General features: G+C 55.9%; 18 protein-coding genes. 5 read left to right on the forward strand and 13 right to left on the reverse strand.

The window, feature by feature from the left end:
* Positions 1-130 precede the first annotated feature (130 nt).
* From pspG to AOY23_RS11535, 3 genes are all read right to left on the reverse strand, one after another.
* On the reverse strand, positions 131-373 hold the full coding sequence (pspG, locus tag AOY23_RS11525) for an envelope stress response protein PspG (RefSeq protein WP_054179767.1): 243 nt from the start codon (positions 371-373) through the stop codon (positions 131-133).
* A 141-nt stretch (positions 374-514) separates the two neighbouring features.
* A complete protein-coding gene (gene dusA, locus AOY23_RS11530) occupies positions 515-1,513 on the reverse strand; it encodes a tRNA dihydrouridine(20/20a) synthase DusA (RefSeq protein ID WP_054179768.1) in 999 nt (332 codons plus the stop codon).
* A gap of 81 nt (positions 1,514-1,594) precedes the next feature.
* The gene (locus AOY23_RS11535) at positions 1,595-2,842 is read right to left on the reverse strand and encodes a conjugal transfer protein TraF (protein WP_054179769.1); all 1,248 of its coding nucleotides are present in this window, start codon (positions 2,840-2,842) and stop codon (positions 1,595-1,597) included.
* Between the two features lie 314 nt (positions 2,843-3,156).
* Between AOY23_RS11535 and zur the strand changes: the two genes are divergently transcribed.
* Entirely contained in the window at positions 3,157-3,672 is a 516-nt protein-coding gene (gene zur / locus AOY23_RS11540) for a zinc uptake transcriptional repressor Zur (protein ID WP_054179770.1), read from the forward strand.
* Between the two features lie 84 nt (positions 3,673-3,756).
* Here zur and AOY23_RS11545 read toward each other — a convergent pair whose 3' ends face one another.
* From AOY23_RS11545 to AOY23_RS11560, 4 genes are all read right to left on the reverse strand, one after another.
* The gene (locus AOY23_RS11545) at positions 3,757-3,966 is read right to left on the reverse strand and encodes a CsbD family protein (protein ID WP_054179771.1); all 210 of its coding nucleotides are present in this window, start codon (positions 3,964-3,966) and stop codon (positions 3,757-3,759) included.
* Positions 3,967-4,087: 121 nt separating this feature from the next.
* A complete protein-coding gene (gene dinF, locus AOY23_RS11550) occupies positions 4,088-5,407 on the reverse strand; it encodes an MATE family efflux transporter DinF (RefSeq protein WP_054179772.1) in 1,320 nt (439 codons plus the stop codon).
* Positions 5,408-5,476: 69 nt separating this feature from the next.
* The gene (lexA, locus tag AOY23_RS11555; protein ID WP_054179773.1) at positions 5,477-6,085 is read right to left on the reverse strand and encodes a transcriptional repressor LexA; all 609 of its coding nucleotides are present in this window, start codon (positions 6,083-6,085) and stop codon (positions 5,477-5,479) included.
* Between the two features lie 108 nt (positions 6,086-6,193).
* Positions 6,194-6,562 (reverse strand): diacylglycerol kinase, encoded by a 369-nt coding sequence (locus AOY23_RS11560; protein WP_054179774.1) that lies wholly within the window; start codon positions 6,560-6,562, stop codon positions 6,194-6,196.
* Positions 6,563-6,739: 177 nt separating this feature from the next.
* On the opposite strand from AOY23_RS11560, the gene plsB reads away from it, so the two are divergent.
* Entirely contained in the window at positions 6,740-9,160 is a 2,421-nt protein-coding gene (plsB, locus tag AOY23_RS11565; RefSeq protein WP_054179775.1) for a glycerol-3-phosphate 1-O-acyltransferase PlsB, read from the forward strand.
* A 43-nt stretch (positions 9,161-9,203) separates the two neighbouring features.
* On the opposite strand, the gene ubiA is transcribed toward plsB, so the two are convergent.
* The 5 genes from ubiA to malK form a co-directional block, all read right to left on the reverse strand.
* Positions 9,204-10,073 carry a 4-hydroxybenzoate octaprenyltransferase gene (gene ubiA / locus AOY23_RS11570; RefSeq protein ID WP_054179776.1) on the reverse strand — a complete coding sequence of 290 codons (870 nt, stop codon included), beginning with the start codon at positions 10,071-10,073 and terminating at the stop codon, positions 9,204-9,206.
* Positions 10,074-10,085: 12 nt separating this feature from the next.
* Positions 10,086-10,583: a chorismate lyase gene (gene ubiC, locus AOY23_RS11575; protein WP_054179777.1), complete on the reverse strand. Its 498-nt coding sequence runs from the start codon at positions 10,581-10,583 to the stop codon at positions 10,086-10,088.
* Between the two features lie 186 nt (positions 10,584-10,769).
* Positions 10,770-11,702, reverse strand: a complete 933-nt coding sequence (malM, locus tag AOY23_RS11580) for a maltose operon protein MalM (RefSeq protein ID WP_054179778.1) — start codon at positions 11,700-11,702, stop codon at positions 10,770-10,772.
* A gap of 110 nt (positions 11,703-11,812) precedes the next feature.
* Positions 11,813-13,150 carry a maltoporin gene (locus AOY23_RS11585; protein ID WP_152958523.1) on the reverse strand — a complete coding sequence of 446 codons (1,338 nt, stop codon included), beginning with the start codon at positions 13,148-13,150 and terminating at the stop codon, positions 11,813-11,815.
* Positions 13,151-13,194: 44 nt separating this feature from the next.
* The gene (gene malK, locus AOY23_RS11590; protein WP_054179779.1) at positions 13,195-14,304 is read right to left on the reverse strand and encodes a maltose/maltodextrin ABC transporter ATP-binding protein MalK; all 1,110 of its coding nucleotides are present in this window, start codon (positions 14,302-14,304) and stop codon (positions 13,195-13,197) included.
* A 370-nt stretch (positions 14,305-14,674) separates the two neighbouring features.
* Between malK and malE the strand changes: the two genes are divergently transcribed.
* The 3 genes from malE (at position 14,675) to malG (ending at position 18,434) form a co-directional block, all read left to right on the forward strand.
* On the forward strand, positions 14,675-15,865 hold the full coding sequence (gene malE, locus AOY23_RS11595; RefSeq protein WP_054179780.1) for a maltose/maltodextrin ABC transporter substrate-binding protein MalE: 1,191 nt from the start codon (positions 14,675-14,677) through the stop codon (positions 15,863-15,865).
* Between the two features lie 120 nt (positions 15,866-15,985).
* On the forward strand, positions 15,986-17,530 hold the full coding sequence (malF, locus tag AOY23_RS11600; RefSeq protein WP_054179781.1) for a maltose ABC transporter permease MalF: 1,545 nt from the start codon (positions 15,986-15,988) through the stop codon (positions 17,528-17,530).
* A 13-nt stretch (positions 17,531-17,543) separates the two neighbouring features.
* Complete coding sequence (malG, locus tag AOY23_RS11605) at positions 17,544-18,434, forward strand: maltose ABC transporter permease MalG (RefSeq protein ID WP_038158406.1); 891 nt, start codon at positions 17,544-17,546, stop codon at positions 18,432-18,434.
* 86 nt (positions 18,435-18,520) lie between these two features.
* On the opposite strand, the gene psiE is transcribed toward malG, so the two are convergent.
* Positions 18,521-18,931: a phosphate-starvation-inducible protein PsiE gene (psiE, locus tag AOY23_RS11610; protein WP_038158408.1), complete on the reverse strand. Its 411-nt coding sequence runs from the start codon at positions 18,929-18,931 to the stop codon at positions 18,521-18,523.
* Positions 18,932-19,002: the final 71 nt, after the last annotated feature.

Here is a 19,002-nt window from a genome sequence, read left to right on the forward strand (position 1 = left end):
TTTTTTTGTTCGGCTGTCTGTAGGGTACAGCGCGATGAATTCGTTACTGCGGGATAGTGACAGATTTATTTCGCAAAACCTAAGTACTTTTATGCAAAACTTCTCAGGTTGTGATCCCCTGCACAATCAATCAGTAACGCCAGCGATCATTGCGGCGATACTGCGGAATTTTCGGCTCCTTAATAAGCCGGATCACCCACACCACCGCCACGGCCAGCAACAGCCAGGGCAGCAGTTTCAGCATCATCGCGAGCAGACCGCCAACAAACATCAGCGCTGTCGCCACGACGATAGCCACCAGGATCCCCAGCAATGACACGCCCGTCACCAGCAGCATGACGAAAAATCCAACCACAAATAACAGTTCCAGCATGGTGCTCTCCCCAAAGAATCGTTGTTACGCTGCATGGGGTATTACAAGAAGCATGCCAGAAGTTAACTCATTGAACAAAAAGCAAAACGCCCTGAAATGCTTTTCAGGGCGTGGTGAATTTGACGAAATAATAGTGAAAAATTAACGCTTATTCGCCACCAGCTGCAGCGCCTGCTCAAGGACGTTAATGTCAGCCCCCGCTTTGTGGGCGTTTTCGCTGAGGTAACGACGCCACTGGCGCGCACCGGGAATGCCCTGGAACAGACCGAGCATATGGCGGGTGATGTGCCCCAGATACGTGCCATTGCTGAGCTCGCGCTCAATGTAAGGATACATCGCCCGTACCACGGCCACCGGGTCGGCATCTGCCGCGTCCACCGCGAAAATCTCGCGATCGACCGAGGCGAGAATACCGGGGTTCTGATACGCCTCACGACCGACCATGACGCCGTCCATGTGTTGCAGGTGCGTTTTCGCCTCTTCCAGCGATGTAATGCCGCCGTTAATCGACATCGTCAGCTGCGGAAAATCACGCTTGAGCTGCCAGACGCGCGGGTAATCGAGCGGCGGGATTTCGCGGTTTTCTTTCGGGCTCAGGCCGGAAAGCCAGGCTTTGCGCGCATGAATGATGAACGTATCGCACTCGCCGTGACCGGAAACGGTGCTGATGAAATCGCAAAGAAATTCGTAGCTGTCCTGGTCGTCGATCCCGATACGCGTTTTGACCGTCACAGGCACCGACACCACATCGCGCATCGCCTTTACGCAGTCGGCGACCAGTTGCGCGTTGCCCATCAGGCAGGCGCCAAACATGCCGTTCTGTACGCGATCGGACGGGCAGCCAACGTTGAGGTTGATTTCGTCATACCCCCGCGCCTGCGCAAGTTTTGCGCAGTGCGCAAGCTGCGCCGGATCGCTACCACCGAGTTGTAACGCGACCGGATGCTCTTCATCGCTGTACGCCAGATAGTCACCTTTGCCATGAATAATCGCCCCGGTTGTGACCATTTCCGTGTACAGCAATGTGTGGCGTGACAGCAGGCGCAGAAAATAACGGCAGTGCCTGTCCGTCCAGTCGAGCATTGGCGCGATGGAGAAACGGTGAGCAGGGAAAACAGATGACGAGGTCTCTTGCAGCATGGCGAATAATTAAGCATCCGGGTAAAAAGGGGCGCTACTATAGCATAAAGATAAACCGGAGGCGTGAACCTCCGGTCAACATCAGAATGTCACGCTCAACTGCGCCCCGGCCCCCCAGGTTTCGTCTTCACCGTACAGGCCCATCAGATCGAGGTGAACACGGTTAAACGGCGCAAAACCGACACCGGCGGTGAAGACGTTGCTGTCATTACTCTTCACATCCGCACGATAACCGACACGCACCGCCAGCCAGTTCAGCGGCTGAATTTCAGCGCCAACACCGACGTATTGCGAGTTCTCTTCGCTTTTAAAGCCTTTCGTTTCAGTCAGATCACCATCGGCGGTGAGGGTCAGCAGATCGTTATGCCAGGCGACACCGGCTGTCACCAGCGGGCTGATCTGGTAGGTATCGCGCACGCCCCCCACCTCTTTGGTGTCGATATCGCGCGACATCAGGTTCTGACCGCTTAAACCGACAGTCCAGTTTTCGCCAAAATCGGCGGCCAGCCCGGCATCCACGTTAAACCCGGTGTCGTCATTACGGTAACGGCTGTTTTTGAGATCGCCGCTGTTGTAGCTGTAAATCGACACCGTGTAGTTATAGAGCCAGGTTTTTTGCAGCTTCGGGGTAATGCCCACCGAGACCGGCACGCCGCCAATATCGAACTGCCGGGCGACGGCCACGCCGTAGTCGGAAACGATAGCCGCGCGACCAAAGCCGGTGGATTTCAGGTTATCAGGATCAACGGTCAGGGCGGTGGCGGGCACCGCTTCAATCGCCCGTAGCTGGTCGATATCGCCCTGATCGATATAAGAACTGACCCGCGCACGGGCGTTGGCTTTCGCCACAAACGCCACCGACAGCGTGTCATTCGGAATACTCACCGCGATCCCGCCTGCGGCTTTACCCGTGGCGGTTTTCCCTTTCAGCGATTCAAGCTGATCGGCAAGCGAACCGGCCGCCGACGAGACCTGACGATATCCCGGTGAGCCAGGGATAAAGAGATCAGCCAGATTCAGGTTATCTAAGGTATCGCGGTAGTTATCCACGTCATCGCTGATATCATCGATTTTATCGCGCAGGTTGTCCTGATCGCTGATCTGCGCGCCAATCGACGGAAAAACCACCGTCACGTTATCGTCAGGTTTCGCTTTAGCCAGTAACGCCGGGTTACTGAACACGGCACTACCATACCCGGAAGCGGCGACACCCGTTCCCCCCATCGCGTTGTTCCGCGTTTCCGCACCAAAACCTGCTGCACTTGCCTGATTTGCCATAAGGAATGAGAGTGCTACTGGCAACACCGAAATTTTCACTATTTTTTTCACAGTATGCTCGTTCTATGCAGATGAATGTTTATCCCTTTCCAGTTATCACCTGAAAAGGGGTGAACTATTGCTGTGAATAACGATGAAAAAAACGGGTTTCACGCAGGATTAACCACAGGGGGAGCCACTGTATTTGTTATAATCTGTGTCACCCCTCACTATTTATAGATGAGAATATTCCTTTCTGGAAAGTTTCGGATTACTGGAAATTTACAATGCTGAAGGATCGTTACCGACGTTCCGTGCGGATCTCGGTGTTTCCGGTATTACATGGTAAAGTAAGGGATTAAAATTCACGCAACCAGAGGATGCTCATGGACAAGACAACTTCGCAAGCGCTGCTAGCCCATGCAGAGAAAGCCTGCGCGCAACGCGGCGTGCGCCTGACTCCGCAGCGCCTTGAGGTACTGCGCCTGATGAGCCTGCAACCTGGCGCCATCAGTGCCTATGATCTTCTGGATCTGCTGCGTGAAGCCGAACCGCAGGCAAAACCGCCCACCGTCTACCGGGCGCTGGAATTTTTACTTGAGCAGGGCTTCGTGCATAAAGTGGAGTCCACCAACAGCTATGTGCTGTGCCATCTGTTCGATCAGCCAACGCACACGTCAGCGATGTTTATCTGCGACAGATGTGGTGTCGTTAAAGAAGAAGGTGCGGAAGGGGTCGAAGATATCCTGCATACGCTGGCGGCCAGAATGGGGTTTGCGCTGCGTCATAACGTGATTGAAGCGCATGGCTTGTGCGCAGAGTGCGTGGAAGTCGAAGCCTGTCGCCATCCTGGTGAGTGCGGTCACGATCACTCCATTCAGATGAAGAAAAAAGCGCGCTAAAAAACAGAACGGGCGGCAAAAAAGCCGCCCAGAGGGTTGTACGTCCGTGTACGCTCGGGTAAGAGCATGATTACCAGTGCGTTATCACCAGTGGTAGTCGTTACGGGTTTCCCAGTCACGAACCTCTTTCTCCGCCTGGTCTTTGGCGTAGCCATAACGCTCCTGAATACGACCGACCAGCTGATCGCGACGACCTTCAATCACCGTGAAGTCATCGTCAGTGAGTTTACCCCACTGCTCTTTCGCTTTACCTTTCAGCTGTTTCCAGTTACCGCCGATTTCGTCTTTATTCATCATCAACTCCTCATCGTTCGGTTGTTAAAAAATTCTCGTCAGCCCTTCGCTTTCTGCTGAACGTAATAATAAGTTTAGACGAGACTGCTGCACCCGATTCGATATTCAGAATTTTTAACCGTCAGGTAAACCATGTGTTGTGCTGCCAGTGACGTCGCCAGATCCACGCTAAGGACAACCCGCGCAGTGCCAGGAAGACCGCCAGCGACAGCCATAACCCGTGATTTCCCAGCACCGGTACCGTCAGCAGCGTTAAGGCAAACCCTGCCGCCGCCACAGCCATGCTGTTACGCATTTCAGCGCCGCGGGTTGCGCCGATAAACATGCCATCCAGCAGGTAACACCAGACGCCGATCACCGGCAGGATGACCTGCCAGATGACATAACGATCGGCCAGTTGTTGCAGCGAAGACAAAGACGTGAGCATGGCAACGATCTGCTCGCCCGCCAGCAGATAAACCAGCGCAAACGCCAGCGCCACCAGCCCGGACTGACGGCACGCCGCGCGCCAGACATGCAGCAACTGGCTGCCGTCTCGCGCACCGTACGCTTGCCCGGAATGGGCTTCTACAGCATAGGCGAAGCCATCCAGCGCATACGCCGTGAAGGTCAGCATGGTCATCAGTACCGCGTTGACCGCCACGATATCGCCCCCCAGACGCGCACCGAAAACGGTGATGGCACCGAAGCACAATTGCAGCAGCAGGGAACGCAGCATGATGTCGCGGTTGAGCGCCAGCAGCCGTCGAAAATTGCCGCGCCATGCCTGTTTCAGTAATGCCAGCGAGACGCCACGCAGCGCCAGAACCCGGCGCGCCATCAGCAGGCCGATGATGAATGTGGCATATTCGGCAATCGCCGTTGCCAGCGCCGCCCCCTGGACGTTCAGGTGCAACCCCATCACCAGCCAGAGATCGAGAACGATATTCAGGATATTGCCGACCACCAGCAGGATCACTGGCGCGCGGGCATACTGAACGCCCAGCAGCCACCCCAGCAACACCAGATTCGCCAGCGACGCGGGCGCGCTCAGCCAGCGGATCGCCAGAAACCGCCGTGCCTGTTCAAGCACAGCATCGCTGCCGCCGACGATATGCAAGGCAAGGTCAATGATCGGCCCGCGCAACAGGACGATTAACGCCCCGGCGCCCAGCGCCATCAGTAGCGGTTGCACCAGTGCTCTCGCCAGCGCCAGCGGATCTTTTGCGCCAAAGGCCTGCGCGGTAAGCCCTGTAGTGCTCATCCGCAGAAACAGCAGCAGCATGAACAGGAAACTGGTTGCCGTCGCCCCGACCGCCACGCCACCGAGGTAAACCGGGCTGTCGAGATGACCAATCACAGCGGTATCCACCAGCCCAAGCAAAGGCACGGTGATATTGGAGAAAATCATCGGCAACGCCAGACGCCACAGCGCCTTATCGGCTGCGTTGAAAAGCTGCATGGGGGAATGCCTGAGATAAAACAATGCACACACTGCGGCACGGATTGCGCCGCAGTAGGGAAAGGGAGGTTACAACCACTCGCCGTTGCGAATCACGCCGACGGCCAGCCCTTCAATGGTAAAGCTCTGGTTGCGCAGATCCACCACGATAGGGGAAAACTCGGTGTTTTCCGGCAACAGTTCAACCGTGTTGCCCTGTTTTTTCAGGCGTTTAACGGTAACTTCGTCATCGATGCGCGCGACAACGACCTGGCCGTTGCGGACATCCTGCGTTTTATGAACCGCCAGCAGGTCGCCATCAATAATACCGATGTCTTTCATGGACATGCCGCTGACGCGCAGCAGAAAATCCGCGCTCGGTTTGAACATGGACGGATCAACCTGATAGTGACCTTCGATGTGCTCCTGCGCCAGCAGCGGTTCGCCCGCCGCGACGCGGCCAACCAGCGGCAACCCTTCTTCCTCTTCAACCAGCAGGCGGATACCGCGAGAAGCACCAGAGACAATCTCAATAACGCCTTTGCGCGCCAGCGCTTTCAGGTGTTCTTCAGCGGCATTCGGGGAACGGAACCCCAAGCGCTGAGCGATTTCCGCACGCGTCGGTGGCATGCCCGTCTGGCTGATGTGATCCCGGATGAGATCAAACACCTCTTGCTGCCTGGTCGTTAACGCTTTCATTCCGCCCCCTGGGTGTATATACAGTTATGCTGTGAGTATATACAGTTAACGCCCATTTTGAAACCACAAAAAGCACAAAAACCAGAGTCTTCTTCAATTCTGGAAGCGTTATCGGAAATGTGACCACAACAGCGTGACCCAGGTGATGAGCGCGATAATAATCGCCAGCAGCACCGCCGCCGAACCCATGTCCTTCGCCCGGCCAGAAAGCTCATGGCGTTCCGTCCCGATGCGGTCCACCACCGCCTCTATCGCGCTGTTGAGGATTTCCACTATCATCACCAGAAGAACGGAGCCAATCAGTAACACCCGCGTGATGGCATCGACATCCAGCACGCAGGCAATGATAATCGCAACGATGGCGGCAACGCCCTCCTGACGAAACGCGGCTTCGTTGACCCACGCAGCGCGTATTCCTTTCCAGGAATATCCAGCCGCGTTGATGATTCGGGTTAACCCGGTGGTATTATTAGCCATCAAAAAGAACCTTTTGTTATGTGCGTCAATGACAAGTACGGGTATTAACCGGAATAATTCACGCTTCGGCCTACACCATCGCGGCATGAAGTATGACGGCTTACCACAGATATTCTGTACGCTTTCTGTTATTCTTGCCGCGCATTTGCATTATTAACCAGAGGCTTTACATCGTTTATGTCCGGCTGGCCACGAATTTACTACAAATTACTGAATTTACCATTAAGCGTACTGGTAAAAAGCAAGTCGATTCCGGCAGAACCTGCTCAGGAGTTAGGGCTCGATACATCACGCCCTATTATGTACGTTTTGCCTTATAACTCTAAGGCAGACTTGCTGACCTTGCGCGCCCAATGTCTGGCGCATGATCTACCCGATCCGCTGGAGCCGCTTGAAATCGACGGCACCGTGCTGCCGCGTTACGTGTTTATCCACGGCGGCCCGCGCGTCTTCACCTATTACGCGCCGAAAGAAGAGTCCATCAAACTGTTCCATAACTATCTGGATTTGCATCGCAGCAATCCGGATCTCGACGTGCAGATGGTCCCGGTTTCGGTGATGTTTGGTCGTTCGCCGGGGCGTGATAAAGGCGAAGAGAACCCGCCGTTGCGTATGCTGAACGGCATTCAGAAGTTTTTCGCCGTCACCTGGCTTGGGCGCGACAGCTTCGTGCGCTTCTCCCCTTCCGTCTCCCTGCGCCGGATGGCGACGGAGCACGGCACGGATAAAATCATTGCCCAGAAACTGGCGCGCGTGGCGCGTATGCACTTTGCCCGTCAGCGTCTGGCGGCCGTCGGCCCGCGTCTGCCAGCGCGTCAGGATCTGTTCAACAAGCTGCTGTCCTCGAAAGCAATTGCCCGCGCGGTGGAAGACGAAGCACGCAGCAAAAAAATCTCCCACGAGAAAGCCCAGCAGAACGCCATCGCCCTGATGGAAGAGATTGCGGCGAACTTCTCCTATGAGATGATCCGCCTGACCGACCGCATCCTCGGTTTTACCTGGAACCGGTTGTACCAGGGGATTAACGTTCATAACGCGGAGCGCGTGCGTCAGTTAGCGCATGACGGCCACGAAATTGTCTATGTGCCCTGCCACCGCAGCCACATGGATTACCTGCTGCTTTCGTATGTGCTCTATCACCAGGGGCTGGTGCCGCCGCACATCGCTGCGGGGATCAACCTTAACTTCTGGCCCGCCGGGCCGATTTTCCGTCGCCTCGGCGCGTTTTTCATCCGCCGTACCTTCAAGGGCAACAAGCTCTACTCCACCGTGTTCCGCGAATATCTGGGCGAGCTGTTCAGCCGTGGCTATTCCGTGGAGTACTTTGTGGAAGGCGGGCGTTCGCGTACCGGCCGTTTGCTGGATCCGAAAACCGGCACGCTGTCGATGACCATTCAGGCAATGCTGCGCGGCGGCACCCGTCCGATCACTCTGGTGCCGATCTACATCGGCTACGAACACGTGATGGAAGTGGGCACCTACGCCAAAGAGCTGCGCGGCGCTACCAAAGAGAAAGAGAGCCTGCCGCAGATGATGCGCGGCTTAAGCAAGCTGCGTAACCTCGGCCAGGGTTATGTGAACTTTGGCGAGCCGCTGCCGCTGATGACGTACCTGAATCATCATGTGCCGAACTGGCGCGAGGCTATTGATCCTATCGAAGCCGTGCGTCCGGCCTGGCTGACGCCGACGGTCAATGACATCGCCGCCGACCTGATGGTGCGCATCAATAACGCCGGGGCCGCCAACGCCATGAACCTGTGCTGCACGGCGCTGCTGGCGTCTCGTCAGCGTTCTCTGACCCGCGAGCAGTTAACGCAGCAGCTGGATTGCTACCTTGAGCTGATGCGCAACGTGCCCTATTCGCCGGATTCAACCGTGCCGTCCGTGTCAGCCAGTGCGCTGATCGACCACGCGTTGCAGATGAACAAGTTTGAAGTCGAGCAAGACACCATCGGCGATATCATCATTCTGCCGCGCGAGCAGGCAGTGCTGATGACGTACTACCGCAACAACATCGCCCATATGCTGATGCTCCCGTCGTTGCTGGCGGCCATCGTGACGCAGCATCGCCACATTTCCCGCGACGCGATCCTGCGCCACATCGAAATCCTCTACCCACTGTTGAAAGCGGAGCTGTTCCTGCGCTGGGAAAACGATGACATTGTCGATGTCATTGATGCGCTGATCGCGGAAATGCAGCGTCAGGCGCTGATCACCCAACACGACGGCGAGATCACTATCAACCCGTCACACTCCCGGACGCTACAACTGCTGGCGGCGGGCGCGCGTGAAACGCTGCAGCGCTATGCCATCACCTTCTGGCTGCTCAGCTCGAACCCGTCTATCAACCGCAGTACGCTGGAAAAAGAGAGCCGCACCGTGGCGCAACGTCTGTCGGTGCTGCACGGCATCAACGCGCCGGAGTTCTTCGATAAGGCGGTGTTCAGTACGCTGGTGCTGACGCTGCGTGATGAGGGCTATATCAGCGACACAGGTGACGCCGAGCCGGAAGAGACGATGAAGGTGTACCAGCTTCTGGCGGATTTGATTACTTCGGATGTTCGCCTGACGATTGAAAGCGTCAGTCAGGACGCATAACACGCCCTTTATGACAGAGCCCTCTCCCCGGAGAGGGCTTTTTTTATGCCATAAAGCTCATCGCCAGCCCGAGAAACAGTACCAGTCCGACGTAGTTGTTATTCATAAATGCTTTGAAACAGGCATCGCGTTCGCGATTTTTAATCAGCTTCTGTTGATAGACAAACAGCGCGCCAGCCACCGCGACCGACCAGTAAAACGCCCAGCCGAGGTGATTCATCATGCCGATAGCGACCATCAGCGCCAGCACGGCGACCTGCAAAATGCCGATGATCAGCTTGTCGTATTGCCCGAACAGGATCGCCGTCGATTTAATGCCGATTTTCAGGTCGTCATCGCGATCAACCATCGCATATTGCGTATCGTAAGCCACTGCCCAGAAGATATTGGCGAGGAACATCAGCCAGCAACTCAGCGGCAGTGATTCGCTGACCGCCGCGAACGCCATCGGAATAGACCAGCCAAACGCCGCGCCCAGCACCACCTGTGGCAGATGGGTGTAACGCTTCATGAAAGGATAAACCCAGGCCAGCGCCAGCGCCGCCACGGAAAGCAGGATGGTCATGGTGTTAAGCGTCAACACCAGCAAAAATGAGAGCATTACCAGTACAACAAACAGCGTACGCGCCTCTTTTTCGGTGACATCGCCGCTGGGCAACGGGCGGTGCGCTGTACGTTTAACATGACCATCGAATTTGCGATCGGCATAATCGTTGACCACACAACCCGCCGCACGCATCAGCCAGACGCCCGCGACAAAGACGGCGAGGATCCACAGCGGCGGCAGACCAGGCGCCGCCAGCCACAACGCCCACAGCGTCGGCCACAGCAGCAGCAGCGCGCCAATCGGTTTGTCGGTACGCATCAGGCGATGAAACGCCAAAAGCTTATTCTGCGTAAGACTCCACTCCATTTTTTGTACCTCTTAATACAGCGGTGATGCAGGCAAAAACAGTTCTGTCAGCAACAGCGGTTTACCGCTCAGACGAAGGCGCGAACGGCGCCCCCACAGCTCTGCATAGCGACCGATTTCAATAAAATCCCGGGTCAGCGATGATGACGTAAACAGGTAACGACCCAGCGGCACGTTCCCGAGCTGTTGCAGCGCCAGTTCCGGGCCGGTCAGCGTGGATTCAGGCACCACGGTGCGCCCCGCCAGCCACGGCTCGCCGTCGGCACACAGCAGGATTTCCCGCAACCAGTAGCGCGGCTCGTCAGGTAACAACGACTGCTCTTCTTCGATGGCATCGCGCGTCACAAAGCCTTCGCGGATCATCGTCACGGTGATGGTTTTGCCCTGCTGCTCAAAACGTTTGGTCATGGAATCTTCCAGCAGCAGCCAGTCCAGCAGTTGCGGATCCAGAGAGGGAATTGCGTCGTAATAGCGTAACTCACGCAGTTGCGTGAGTGCCGGATGTGTCATGCCTGACGTCTCCAATACATAACTTTGAGGCATTGTAACGCAGAAAAGCGATTTCGGGGGCGGATACACGTCAATATACGATCATTAGCGTAACAGGCACGTAACGAACCTTAATAATAAAAAAGGTGCGCCCGGGGTGGACGCACCGAAAGGCTTCGCCTAAACATCAGCATTGCGGGGAGACGATCACCCCTTGCCTTTTACACTGCTGATAAAGGTGGAACGAGCAGATGTCGAGCCGAGGCGCTCAGCTTCGTCCAGGAGTTTCAGGGCTTTATCTACATCACCTTTGGCAACCGCCTGCTTAATGGCGTTGTTGAAATAGGCTTCCGTATCATTGAGTACCGGAGCGCTCGGTTTCGCAGGTGCTGCAGGCGCTGCCGCAACCGGCGCGGCATAGGCCGGTGCCGCCGTGTTGCCGACTGTGACCGGACCAGGTTTAGAGGCGCCGAACAGCGGGCCGACCAGCACGCTGGAGCCGGAAGAGGTTTTCACCTTCAGTTTCACCGTGCCGTCAGTCACGTGGCGGGCAATCGGATCCGGGATGTCAGGTACCGCGTTGCCGGTGCCTTTCGCATAGGCTTTTGCCGGATCAAGCAGCGTGGTGGTCTGCTGGAGATCCTGCGGCGTAGTGAAGACCAGCACGTAAATTTTCTGCTGGCCCAGCGCTGGCGTCAGGCGCATTTCGCCTTCCAGGCGATCGGCGCTCATGACGCCCGGCTCCTGATAGGTGAAATAGCTGCTCGGGAAAAAGGCGGAAGGCGTCATGTTCTGATCAAGAATCAGCACGTTCGGCGCAAAAACCTGCGTTCTCTTATCCACTTCGCTACTGAGCGTCAGATACAGCTCGCCGATATTAGCCGGTACGCTATACGCGGCGACCGGACCGCTGATGCCCGGCACGTTAAGCTGCTGGCCGCCCGTGGAAAGTTGGGTCGCCTGCATTTTGGATTGATCGACCGGCGTCCAGGTCAGTTGCTGGAGTGCATCAGTCGGGATGGTGGGTGCGGCAGAGGTATTCTGCGGCACAATATTCACATCAGCGAGCGTCACCATCGGAGCGCTGGCCAGTAAACCTGCACAGAGACTCAGTGCGACGAGACTTTTTTTCATTTTCATCGTTATTCCCTCAAACAGGGTCCAGTCGGTAGCCAGGCAATGGCGCGCTGAACCTAAGGAGAGAGGGGCTTGCGCCCCTCTTCAGGTCATTACATCGGGTTAACTTACTATTACCACCAGATTTCCATCTGGGCGCCGAAGGACCACTCGTCGTTGTCGCCACGGCTAAAGGTGCGTGCAGCGGTGTCAGCATAGGCCTGACCCGGGGTGTAACCCGCGATCGTGCCATTACCGGCCGGTGCATAGCCCCATTTCTCATCCCACTTGGCATAGGTAGCGAACAGACGGATAGCCGGACGAGACCAGATGCTGTCGCCCGCCTGCCACTGTTGTGCCAGGGTGATTTTGTACTGATTGTTGGTGTCGCCAGTTTCCTGGGATTTCACGTTGTCGTAGCCGACTTCAAGCAGGGTGCTCATGATTGGCGTCCACTTGTACATCGGGCGTACGCCGACGGTCCACCACTTGGTGCCGTTGTTGCTGTCCAGGTCGATATCCTGATACATACCAACGTACATCAGGTCCCAGCTATCGCCGAGGGAGATCGCCCCGTGATCCAACACGCGCCACAGGCTGCCGTTGTTGTTCATGGCATAGTTGATGTTATCGCTGGTGCCGATGCTGGAACCCTGCGACAGGCCTTTGCCCTGAGAGGTCATAGAGTCTGTGGCGTACTGCAGCACAAACTTGTTGTAGCCCTTCAGCATGCTCTGAGTGTGCTCAGCGGTGAACATCCAGCCATCTTTCGATGCACCGTCCACCAGGTAGTAACCGTCACGCTCGTTTGCACGACCGTAGTCCACACCGAGTTCCAGCGTGCCGCCCGGGTTGATTTCCATCTGCGCTAAACGCACATCGAAGACGTCGTTCGCGGTGCGGGTGGTGTAGTCATAAATACTGTTGCTGGCGAAAGAAGACGAACCGCCCGCTTCAGAAGAACGGGTGGCGGCCAGGGAGAGTTTACCGAAGCCAACATCCACGTTTTCCAGACCTGCGCCCGGGCCAGAAATATCCCAGTAGTAGAAGTCGATCATGTGAACGTCATGACGCTGGTAGAAGCGCTTACCGGCCCAGATGGTGGAGCCTGGCAGCCAGTCGATCAGGTTTTTACCCTGAACGTTAGCTTCACGAAACGCCGGATCAGTGGCTTCCCAGTCGTTCTGCTGAGCAACGGAGTAAGCTACGTTGGTATCGAAGTAGAAGCTCTTATCGCCTTCTTTCCAGACTTCCTGTCCCAGTTTCAGCTCGGCATAGGTTTCACATTCGTTACCGAGACGATACTTACTTTGAGCACCGGTGGCCTGGAAGCATTGCTGCTCGCCGCCGCTGCCGGTCCAGCCAATGCCAGAACGGGCGTACCCGTGGAAATCTACGGCCATTGCCTGAACAGACATAACGCCTGCTGCGACGGCAACTGCCAGTGGAAGTTTGCGCAGAGTAATCATCATTCTATCTCCTGAGATCATTGCTTTTCTCTTGATTTTTATGGGATTTAAACGCCAGGCTCTTTGTGCAGCCGACGACAAGCTGTGCCATCCTCACGGAACAGATGACAACGCTCTGGCGGCAAACCAATGGCGAATGTGGCTCCCTCTTCTACCAACACCACGTCAGACTGGCGGTACACCAGGTTCTGTCGGATGGCGGGGATCTGGATATGAATCTGTGTTTCGTGACCAAGTTGTTCGACGACCTGCACGTCGCCTTCCAGCGTGACGTCCGCGATATCGCTGGGTAACAGGTGTTCCGGGCGAATACCCAACGACATGTTGGCGCCTGGCTGTACGTTCGCACTGTCCACCGGCAGCCAGATTTGCTGACGGTTTGGCAATTCCACCTGCACCTGTTCGATGGCGGTGGCCGTGACTTTCACCGGCAGGAAGTTCATTTTCGGCGAGCCGATAAAGCCCGCGACGAAACGATCTGCCGGGTAGTGATACAGTTCCAGCGGCTTGCCCACCTGCGCGACCCGCCCTGCATCCAGCACCACGATGGTGTCGGCGAGCGTCATCGCTTCGACCTGATCGTGAGTGACATAAATCATCGTGCGCCCCAGTCGCTTGTGCAGACGGGAAATCTCGATGCGCATCTGTACGCGCAACGCCGCATCGAGGTTCGACAGCGGCTCATCGAGCAGGAACACGTTCGGTTCCGCCACCAGCGTCCGGCCAATCGCCACACGCTGACGCTGACCGCCCGAGAGCGCTTTCGGCTTGCGATCCAGCAGATGCGCCAGTTGCAGCACTTCAGCCACCTGCGTCACCCGCTGTTGAATCAGTTCTCTTTTGGCGCCCGCCAGCTTGAGACCAAACGACATGTTTTCTGCGACAGAAAGGTGGGGATACAGCGCATAGGACTGGAAAACCATCCCCACGCCGCGCTCGGCAGGAGGAATATCATTCATGCGGGTATCACCAATGAACAGATCCCCGCTGGTAATCGTTTCGAGTCCCGCGATCATTCTCAGCAGCGTCGATTTACCACAGCCTGACGGACCGACGAACACCACAAATTCCCCTTCGTGAATGTCGAGATTGATGTTTTTTGACACCACCACGTCGCCCCAGGCTTTCGTTACATTTCGCAGCTGTACGCTCGCCATGCCCTTCTCCCTTCGTTACAACCTGTCATCAACAGACACATTCAAGTTCGGCTGACTATGCGCCAATGATTGCGGGCGTGAATCCTCCACCCCCGGAGTTTTTCATGGGGGAGGAGACGGGAGGATGAGAGAGCAGGCTCTGCCACCGGAGACGGCAGGCGCAGAGGATTTTTGTGATGGTCGTTACAAAAATAGGGGCATTTTTATGTGCGCTGGCACCCATAACTCACTTTTATGTAACAGCGATCACACAAACCGGGGTTGGGGCGTAGACAAAGGGAGGATGGAAAGGGGTTGCTAAATAAGGAAACTCATCGTCGTTAAGCCACCGAAGTGTATCCACGAGCACACACCAAAAAGGACGGGATATATGAAAATCAAAACTGGCGCTCGCATCCTCGCGCTGTCCGCATTGACTACGATGATGTTCTCCGCCTCTGCCCTCGCCAAAATTGAAGAAGGAAAGCTGGTTATCTGGATTAACGGCGATAAAGGCTATAACGGCCTTGCCGAGGTTGGTCAGAAATTCGAAAAAGATACGGGCATAAAAGTGACCGTTGAGCACCCGGACAAGCTGGAAGAGAAATTCCCGCAAGTTGCCGCCACGGGCGACGGCCCGGACATTATTTTCTGGGCGCACGACCGTTTTGGCGGCTATGCACAATCTGGCCTGCTGGCGGAAGTCTCGCCGGATAAGGCCTTTCAGGACAAACTTTATCCCTTCACCTGGGACGCCGTTCGCTATAACGGCAAGCTGATCGCCTATCCGATCGCCGTGGAAGCGCTGTCGCTTATCTATAATAAAGACCTCGTGCCGAACCCGCCGAAAAGCTGGGAAGAGATCCCTGCGCTGGATAAAGCACTGAAAGCGAAAGGCAAATCCGCACTGATGTTCAACCTGCAGGAACCGTATTTCACCTGGCCGCTAATTGCCGCTGATGGCGGTTATGCCTTTAAATATGCCAACGGCAAATATGACGTGAAAGATGTCGGCGTTGACAGCACAGGCGCGAAAGCCGGTCTGACCTTCCTGGTTGACCTCATCAAGAACAAACATATGAATGCTGATACCGACTACTCGATCGCAGAAGCAGCGTTCAACAAAGGCGAAACCGCGATGACCATCAACGGTCCGTGGGCCTGGTCAAACATCGATAAAAGTAAGATCAACTATGGTGTCACCCTGCTGCCTTCCTTCAAAGGCAAACCCTCCAAACCGTTCGTAGGCGTGTTGAGCGCCGGGATTAACGCGGCAAGCCCGAACAAAGAGCTGGCGAAAGAGTTCCTCGAAAACTACCTGCTGACCGATCAGGGTCTGGAGGCGGTGAACAAGGACAAACCGCTGGGCGCCGTGGCGCTGAAATCGTATCAGGATCAGTTAGCGAAAGATCCACGCATTGCGGCAACCATGGATAACGCCCAGAAAGGCGAAATCATGCCGAACATCCCGCAGATGGCCGCCTTCTGGTATGCCACCCGCACGGCGGTGATCAACGCAGCCAGCGGTCGTCAGACCGTAGACGCCGCGCTGAAAGACGCACAGGGACGTATTACGAAGTAAGTCAGAAAAACGGCGGGTGGCGCTTCGCTTACCCGCCCTACCACTACGGCCCGGACCGTAGGTCAGGTAAGTGCAACGCCACCTGACACCCGTTTTCACCGTTGTAGAGGAAGATTCCCCATGGATGTCATTAAAAAGAAGCACTGGTGGCAAAGCGACGCCCTGAAGTGGTTAATCATTGGTGTGCTGGGCCTGCTGGTTGGTTACCTTGTCGTTTTAATGTACGCCCAGGGAGAGTACCTGTTCGCCATCATGACGCTTATTTTAAGCTCTGTTGGCCTTTATATTTTTGCGAATCGTAAAGCCTATGCCTGGCGCTATGTCTACCCTGGTGTTGCCGGGATGGGTCTGTTTGTTCTGTTCCCGCTGATCTGTACCATTGCCATCGCGTTCACCAACTACAGCAGCACCAACCAGCTGACGTTTGAGCGTGCGCAACAGGTGCTGATGGACCGCGTTTACCAGGCCGGGAAAACCTTCAACTTTGGTTTATATCCGTCGGAGAATGCGTGGAAGCTGGCGCTGACCGACGGGGAAAGCGGGAAGAATTACCTCTCTGACGCCTTTACGCTGGGCGGCGAACAAAAGCTGACGGTAAAAGAAACCGATGCCCTGCCTGAAGGCGAGCGGGCAAATCTGCGCGTCATCACCCAGAATCGCCAGGCGCTGAACCAACTGACCGCGATCCTGCCTGATGAGAGCAAAGTGGTGATGAGCTCGCTGCGTCAGTTCTCCGGCACGCGTCCACTGTATACGCTTAGCGACGATGGCGTTCTGACCAACAATCAAAGCGGCACAAAATATCGCCCAAACAACAGTGCCGGGTTTTATCAGGCGATCAACGCGGATGGCAACTGGGGTGACGAAAAACTCAGCCCCGGCTATACCGTGACCATTGGCTGGGACAACTTCACCCGCGTCTTTACCGACGAGGGCATTCAGAAGCCGTTCCTGGCGATTTTCGTCTGGACGGTGGTCTTCTCCGTGCTGACCGTGCTGCTGACTGTGGCGGTCGGTATGGTGCTGGCCTGTGTGGTGCAATGGGACTCGCTGAAAGGCAAAGCGATTTATCGCGTGCTGTTGATCCTGCCCTACGCGGTGCCGTCGTTTATTTCTATTTTGATTTTCAAAGGGTTGTTCAACCAGAGCTTTGGTGAAATCAACATGATGCTGAGCACGTTGTTTGGCATCCGACCGGCATGGTTCAGCGACCCGACCACCGCCCGCGCGATGATCATCATCGTCAACACCTGGCTGGGCTATCCGTACATGATGATCCTTTGCATGGGGCTGCTGAAGGCGATCCCTGACGATCTTTATGAAGCGTCGGCGATGGACGGCGCGGGCCCGTTCCAGAATTTCTTCAAAATAACCCTGCCGCTGCTGATCAAACCGCTGACCCCGCTGATGATCGCCAGCTTCGCGTTTAACTTTAACAACTTCGTGCTGATCCAGTTGCTGACCAACGGCGGGCCGGATCGCCTCGGCACCACCACGCCCGCGGGTTATACCGACCTGCTGGTGAGCTACACCTACCGCATCGCCTTCGAAGGCGGCGGCGGGCAGGACTTTGGACTCGCGGCGGCGATCGCCACGATCATCTTCCTGCTGGTGGGTGCGCTGGCGATTGTGAATCTGAAAGCCACACGAATGAAATTTGACTAAGGAGGGACAGACGATGGCAATGGTACAACCGAAATCTCAGAAGCTGCGCCTCTTTATCACGCACCTGCTGCTGCTTGTTTTCATCGCGGCAATCATGTTTCCGCTGCTGATGGTAATCGCCATCTCCCTGCGTGAAGGCAACTTCGCCACCGGCAGCCTGATCCCGGATAATATCTCCTGGGAGCACTGGCGGCTGGCGCTCGGATTCAGCGTTGAGCATGCCGACGGTCGCGTCACGCCGCCGCCGTTCCCGGTGCTCTTGTGGCTGTGGAACTCGGTGAAAATCGCCGGGATCACCGCTATCGGCATCGTGGCGCTCTCCACCACCTGTGCGTACGCCTTCGCCCGTATGCGTTTTCCCGGCAAAGCCACGCTGCTGAAAGGGATGCTGATTTTCCAGATGTTCCCGGCGGTGCTGTCGCTGGTGGCGTTGTATGCCCTGTTTGACCGTCTCGGCCAGTACATTCCGTTTATCGGTCTCAATACGCACGGCGGGGTGATCTTCGCTTATATGGGCGGCATTGCGCTGCACGTCTGGACCATCAAAGGCTATTTCGAAACCATCGACGGTTCGCTGGAAGAGGCGGCGGCGCTGGACGGCGCCACACCGTGGCAGGCCTTCCGCCTGGTGCTGTTACCCCTGTCAGTGCCGATTCTGGCGGTGGTGTTTATTCTGTCGTTTATCGCGGCGATCACCGAAGTGCCGGTCGCCTCGCTGCTGCTGCGTGATGTCAACAGCTACACGCTGGCGGTAGGTATGCAGCAATACCTGAACCCGCAGAACTACCTGTGGGGCGATTTTGCCGCGGCGGCGGTGCTGTCCGCGATCCCCATCACCCTCGTGTTCCTGCTGGCGCAGCGCTGGCTGGTCAGCGGTCTGACGTCGGGAGGCGTGAAAGGGTAAGTTTCATTGTTATGCCACTGCAACCCTCAAATGCTGTTCATTGCGAATAATTGTGACTGTTCAGGCGGCCTTCGGGCCGCCCTTTTTTATTCGCGTTTCAGCCGCTTAGAGTTGCAGAGCCATAACGTGATCACCAACAGCAGGATCGCCGCCGAGTAGATCAGCACATCCAGCGGAGATTTGTGATCAACGATGATCAGCCGCACGATGGCGGTGATCCCGATGTAAATAAAGTAGCGCAGCGGGAAGTGAAAGCCTGACTGAAAATACTTCACAATCAGAGCGATAAATTCAAAGTAGAGAAAATAGACCACCAGCCCTTCCACCAGCGCGTACTTGCTGGTTTGCTCAGGGGCGAACAGGACATCTGCCAGATGCAGCGTCTCTTTGCCAAGAAAAACGACCAGAATCAACCCAAGGGTCAGCAGACCCAGATTCAACACGGTCTGCAGGATGGTGGAGATGAACTCAACACGGGGACGAGTGAGTGATGTCATAACAGCACCTTTATCGCAGTGGCGAGCCTCCTGTATAACGCAAAAGTGTGACGGAGATCTATATTTTTTAT

This window comes from Trabulsiella odontotermitis (genome assembly GCF_001297775.1).
Lineage (GTDB): Bacteria > Pseudomonadota > Gammaproteobacteria > Enterobacterales > Enterobacteriaceae > Trabulsiella > Trabulsiella odontotermitis.

Bases quoted from the DNA above. Each gene is read 5' to 3' on its own strand.
- pspG (WP_054179767.1), bottom strand. From the start codon at position 373: ATGCTGGAACTGTTATTTGTGGTTGGATTTTTCGTCATGCTGCTGGTG.
- dusA (WP_054179768.1), bottom strand. From the start codon at position 1,513: ATGCTGCAAGAGACCTCGTCATCTGTTTTCCCTGCTCACCGTTTCTCC.
- zur (WP_054179770.1), top strand. From the start codon at position 3,157: ATGGACAAGACAACTTCGCAAGCGCTGCTAGCCCATGCAGAGAAAGCC.
- AOY23_RS11545 (WP_054179771.1), bottom strand. From the start codon at position 3,966: ATGAATAAAGACGAAATCGGCGGTAACTGGAAACAGCTGAAAGGTAAA.
- dinF (WP_054179772.1), bottom strand. From the start codon at position 5,407: ATGCAGCTTTTCAACGCAGCCGATAAGGCGCTGTGGCGTCTGGCGTTG.
- lexA (WP_054179773.1), bottom strand. From the start codon at position 6,085: ATGAAAGCGTTAACGACCAGGCAGCAAGAGGTGTTTGATCTCATCCGG.
- AOY23_RS11560 (WP_054179774.1), bottom strand. From the start codon at position 6,562: ATGGCTAATAATACCACCGGGTTAACCCGAATCATCAACGCGGCTGGA.
- plsB (WP_054179775.1), top strand. From the start codon at position 6,740: ATGTCCGGCTGGCCACGAATTTACTACAAATTACTGAATTTACCATTA.
- ubiA (WP_054179776.1), bottom strand. From the start codon at position 10,073: ATGGAGTGGAGTCTTACGCAGAATAAGCTTTTGGCGTTTCATCGCCTG.
- ubiC (WP_054179777.1), bottom strand. From the start codon at position 10,583: ATGACACATCCGGCACTCACGCAACTGCGTGAGTTACGCTATTACGAC.
- malM (WP_054179778.1), bottom strand. From the start codon at position 11,702: ATGAAAATGAAAAAAAGTCTCGTCGCACTGAGTCTCTGTGCAGGTTTA.
- AOY23_RS11585 (WP_152958523.1), bottom strand. From the start codon at position 13,150: ATGATGATTACTCTGCGCAAACTTCCACTGGCAGTTGCCGTCGCAGCA.
- malK (WP_054179779.1), bottom strand. From the start codon at position 14,304: ATGGCGAGCGTACAGCTGCGAAATGTAACGAAAGCCTGGGGCGACGTG.
- malE (WP_054179780.1), top strand. From the start codon at position 14,675: ATGAAAATCAAAACTGGCGCTCGCATCCTCGCGCTGTCCGCATTGACT.
- malF (WP_054179781.1), top strand. From the start codon at position 15,986: ATGGATGTCATTAAAAAGAAGCACTGGTGGCAAAGCGACGCCCTGAAG.
- malG (WP_038158406.1), top strand. From the start codon at position 17,544: ATGGCAATGGTACAACCGAAATCTCAGAAGCTGCGCCTCTTTATCACG.
- psiE (WP_038158408.1), bottom strand. From the start codon at position 18,931: ATGACATCACTCACTCGTCCCCGTGTTGAGTTCATCTCCACCATCCTG.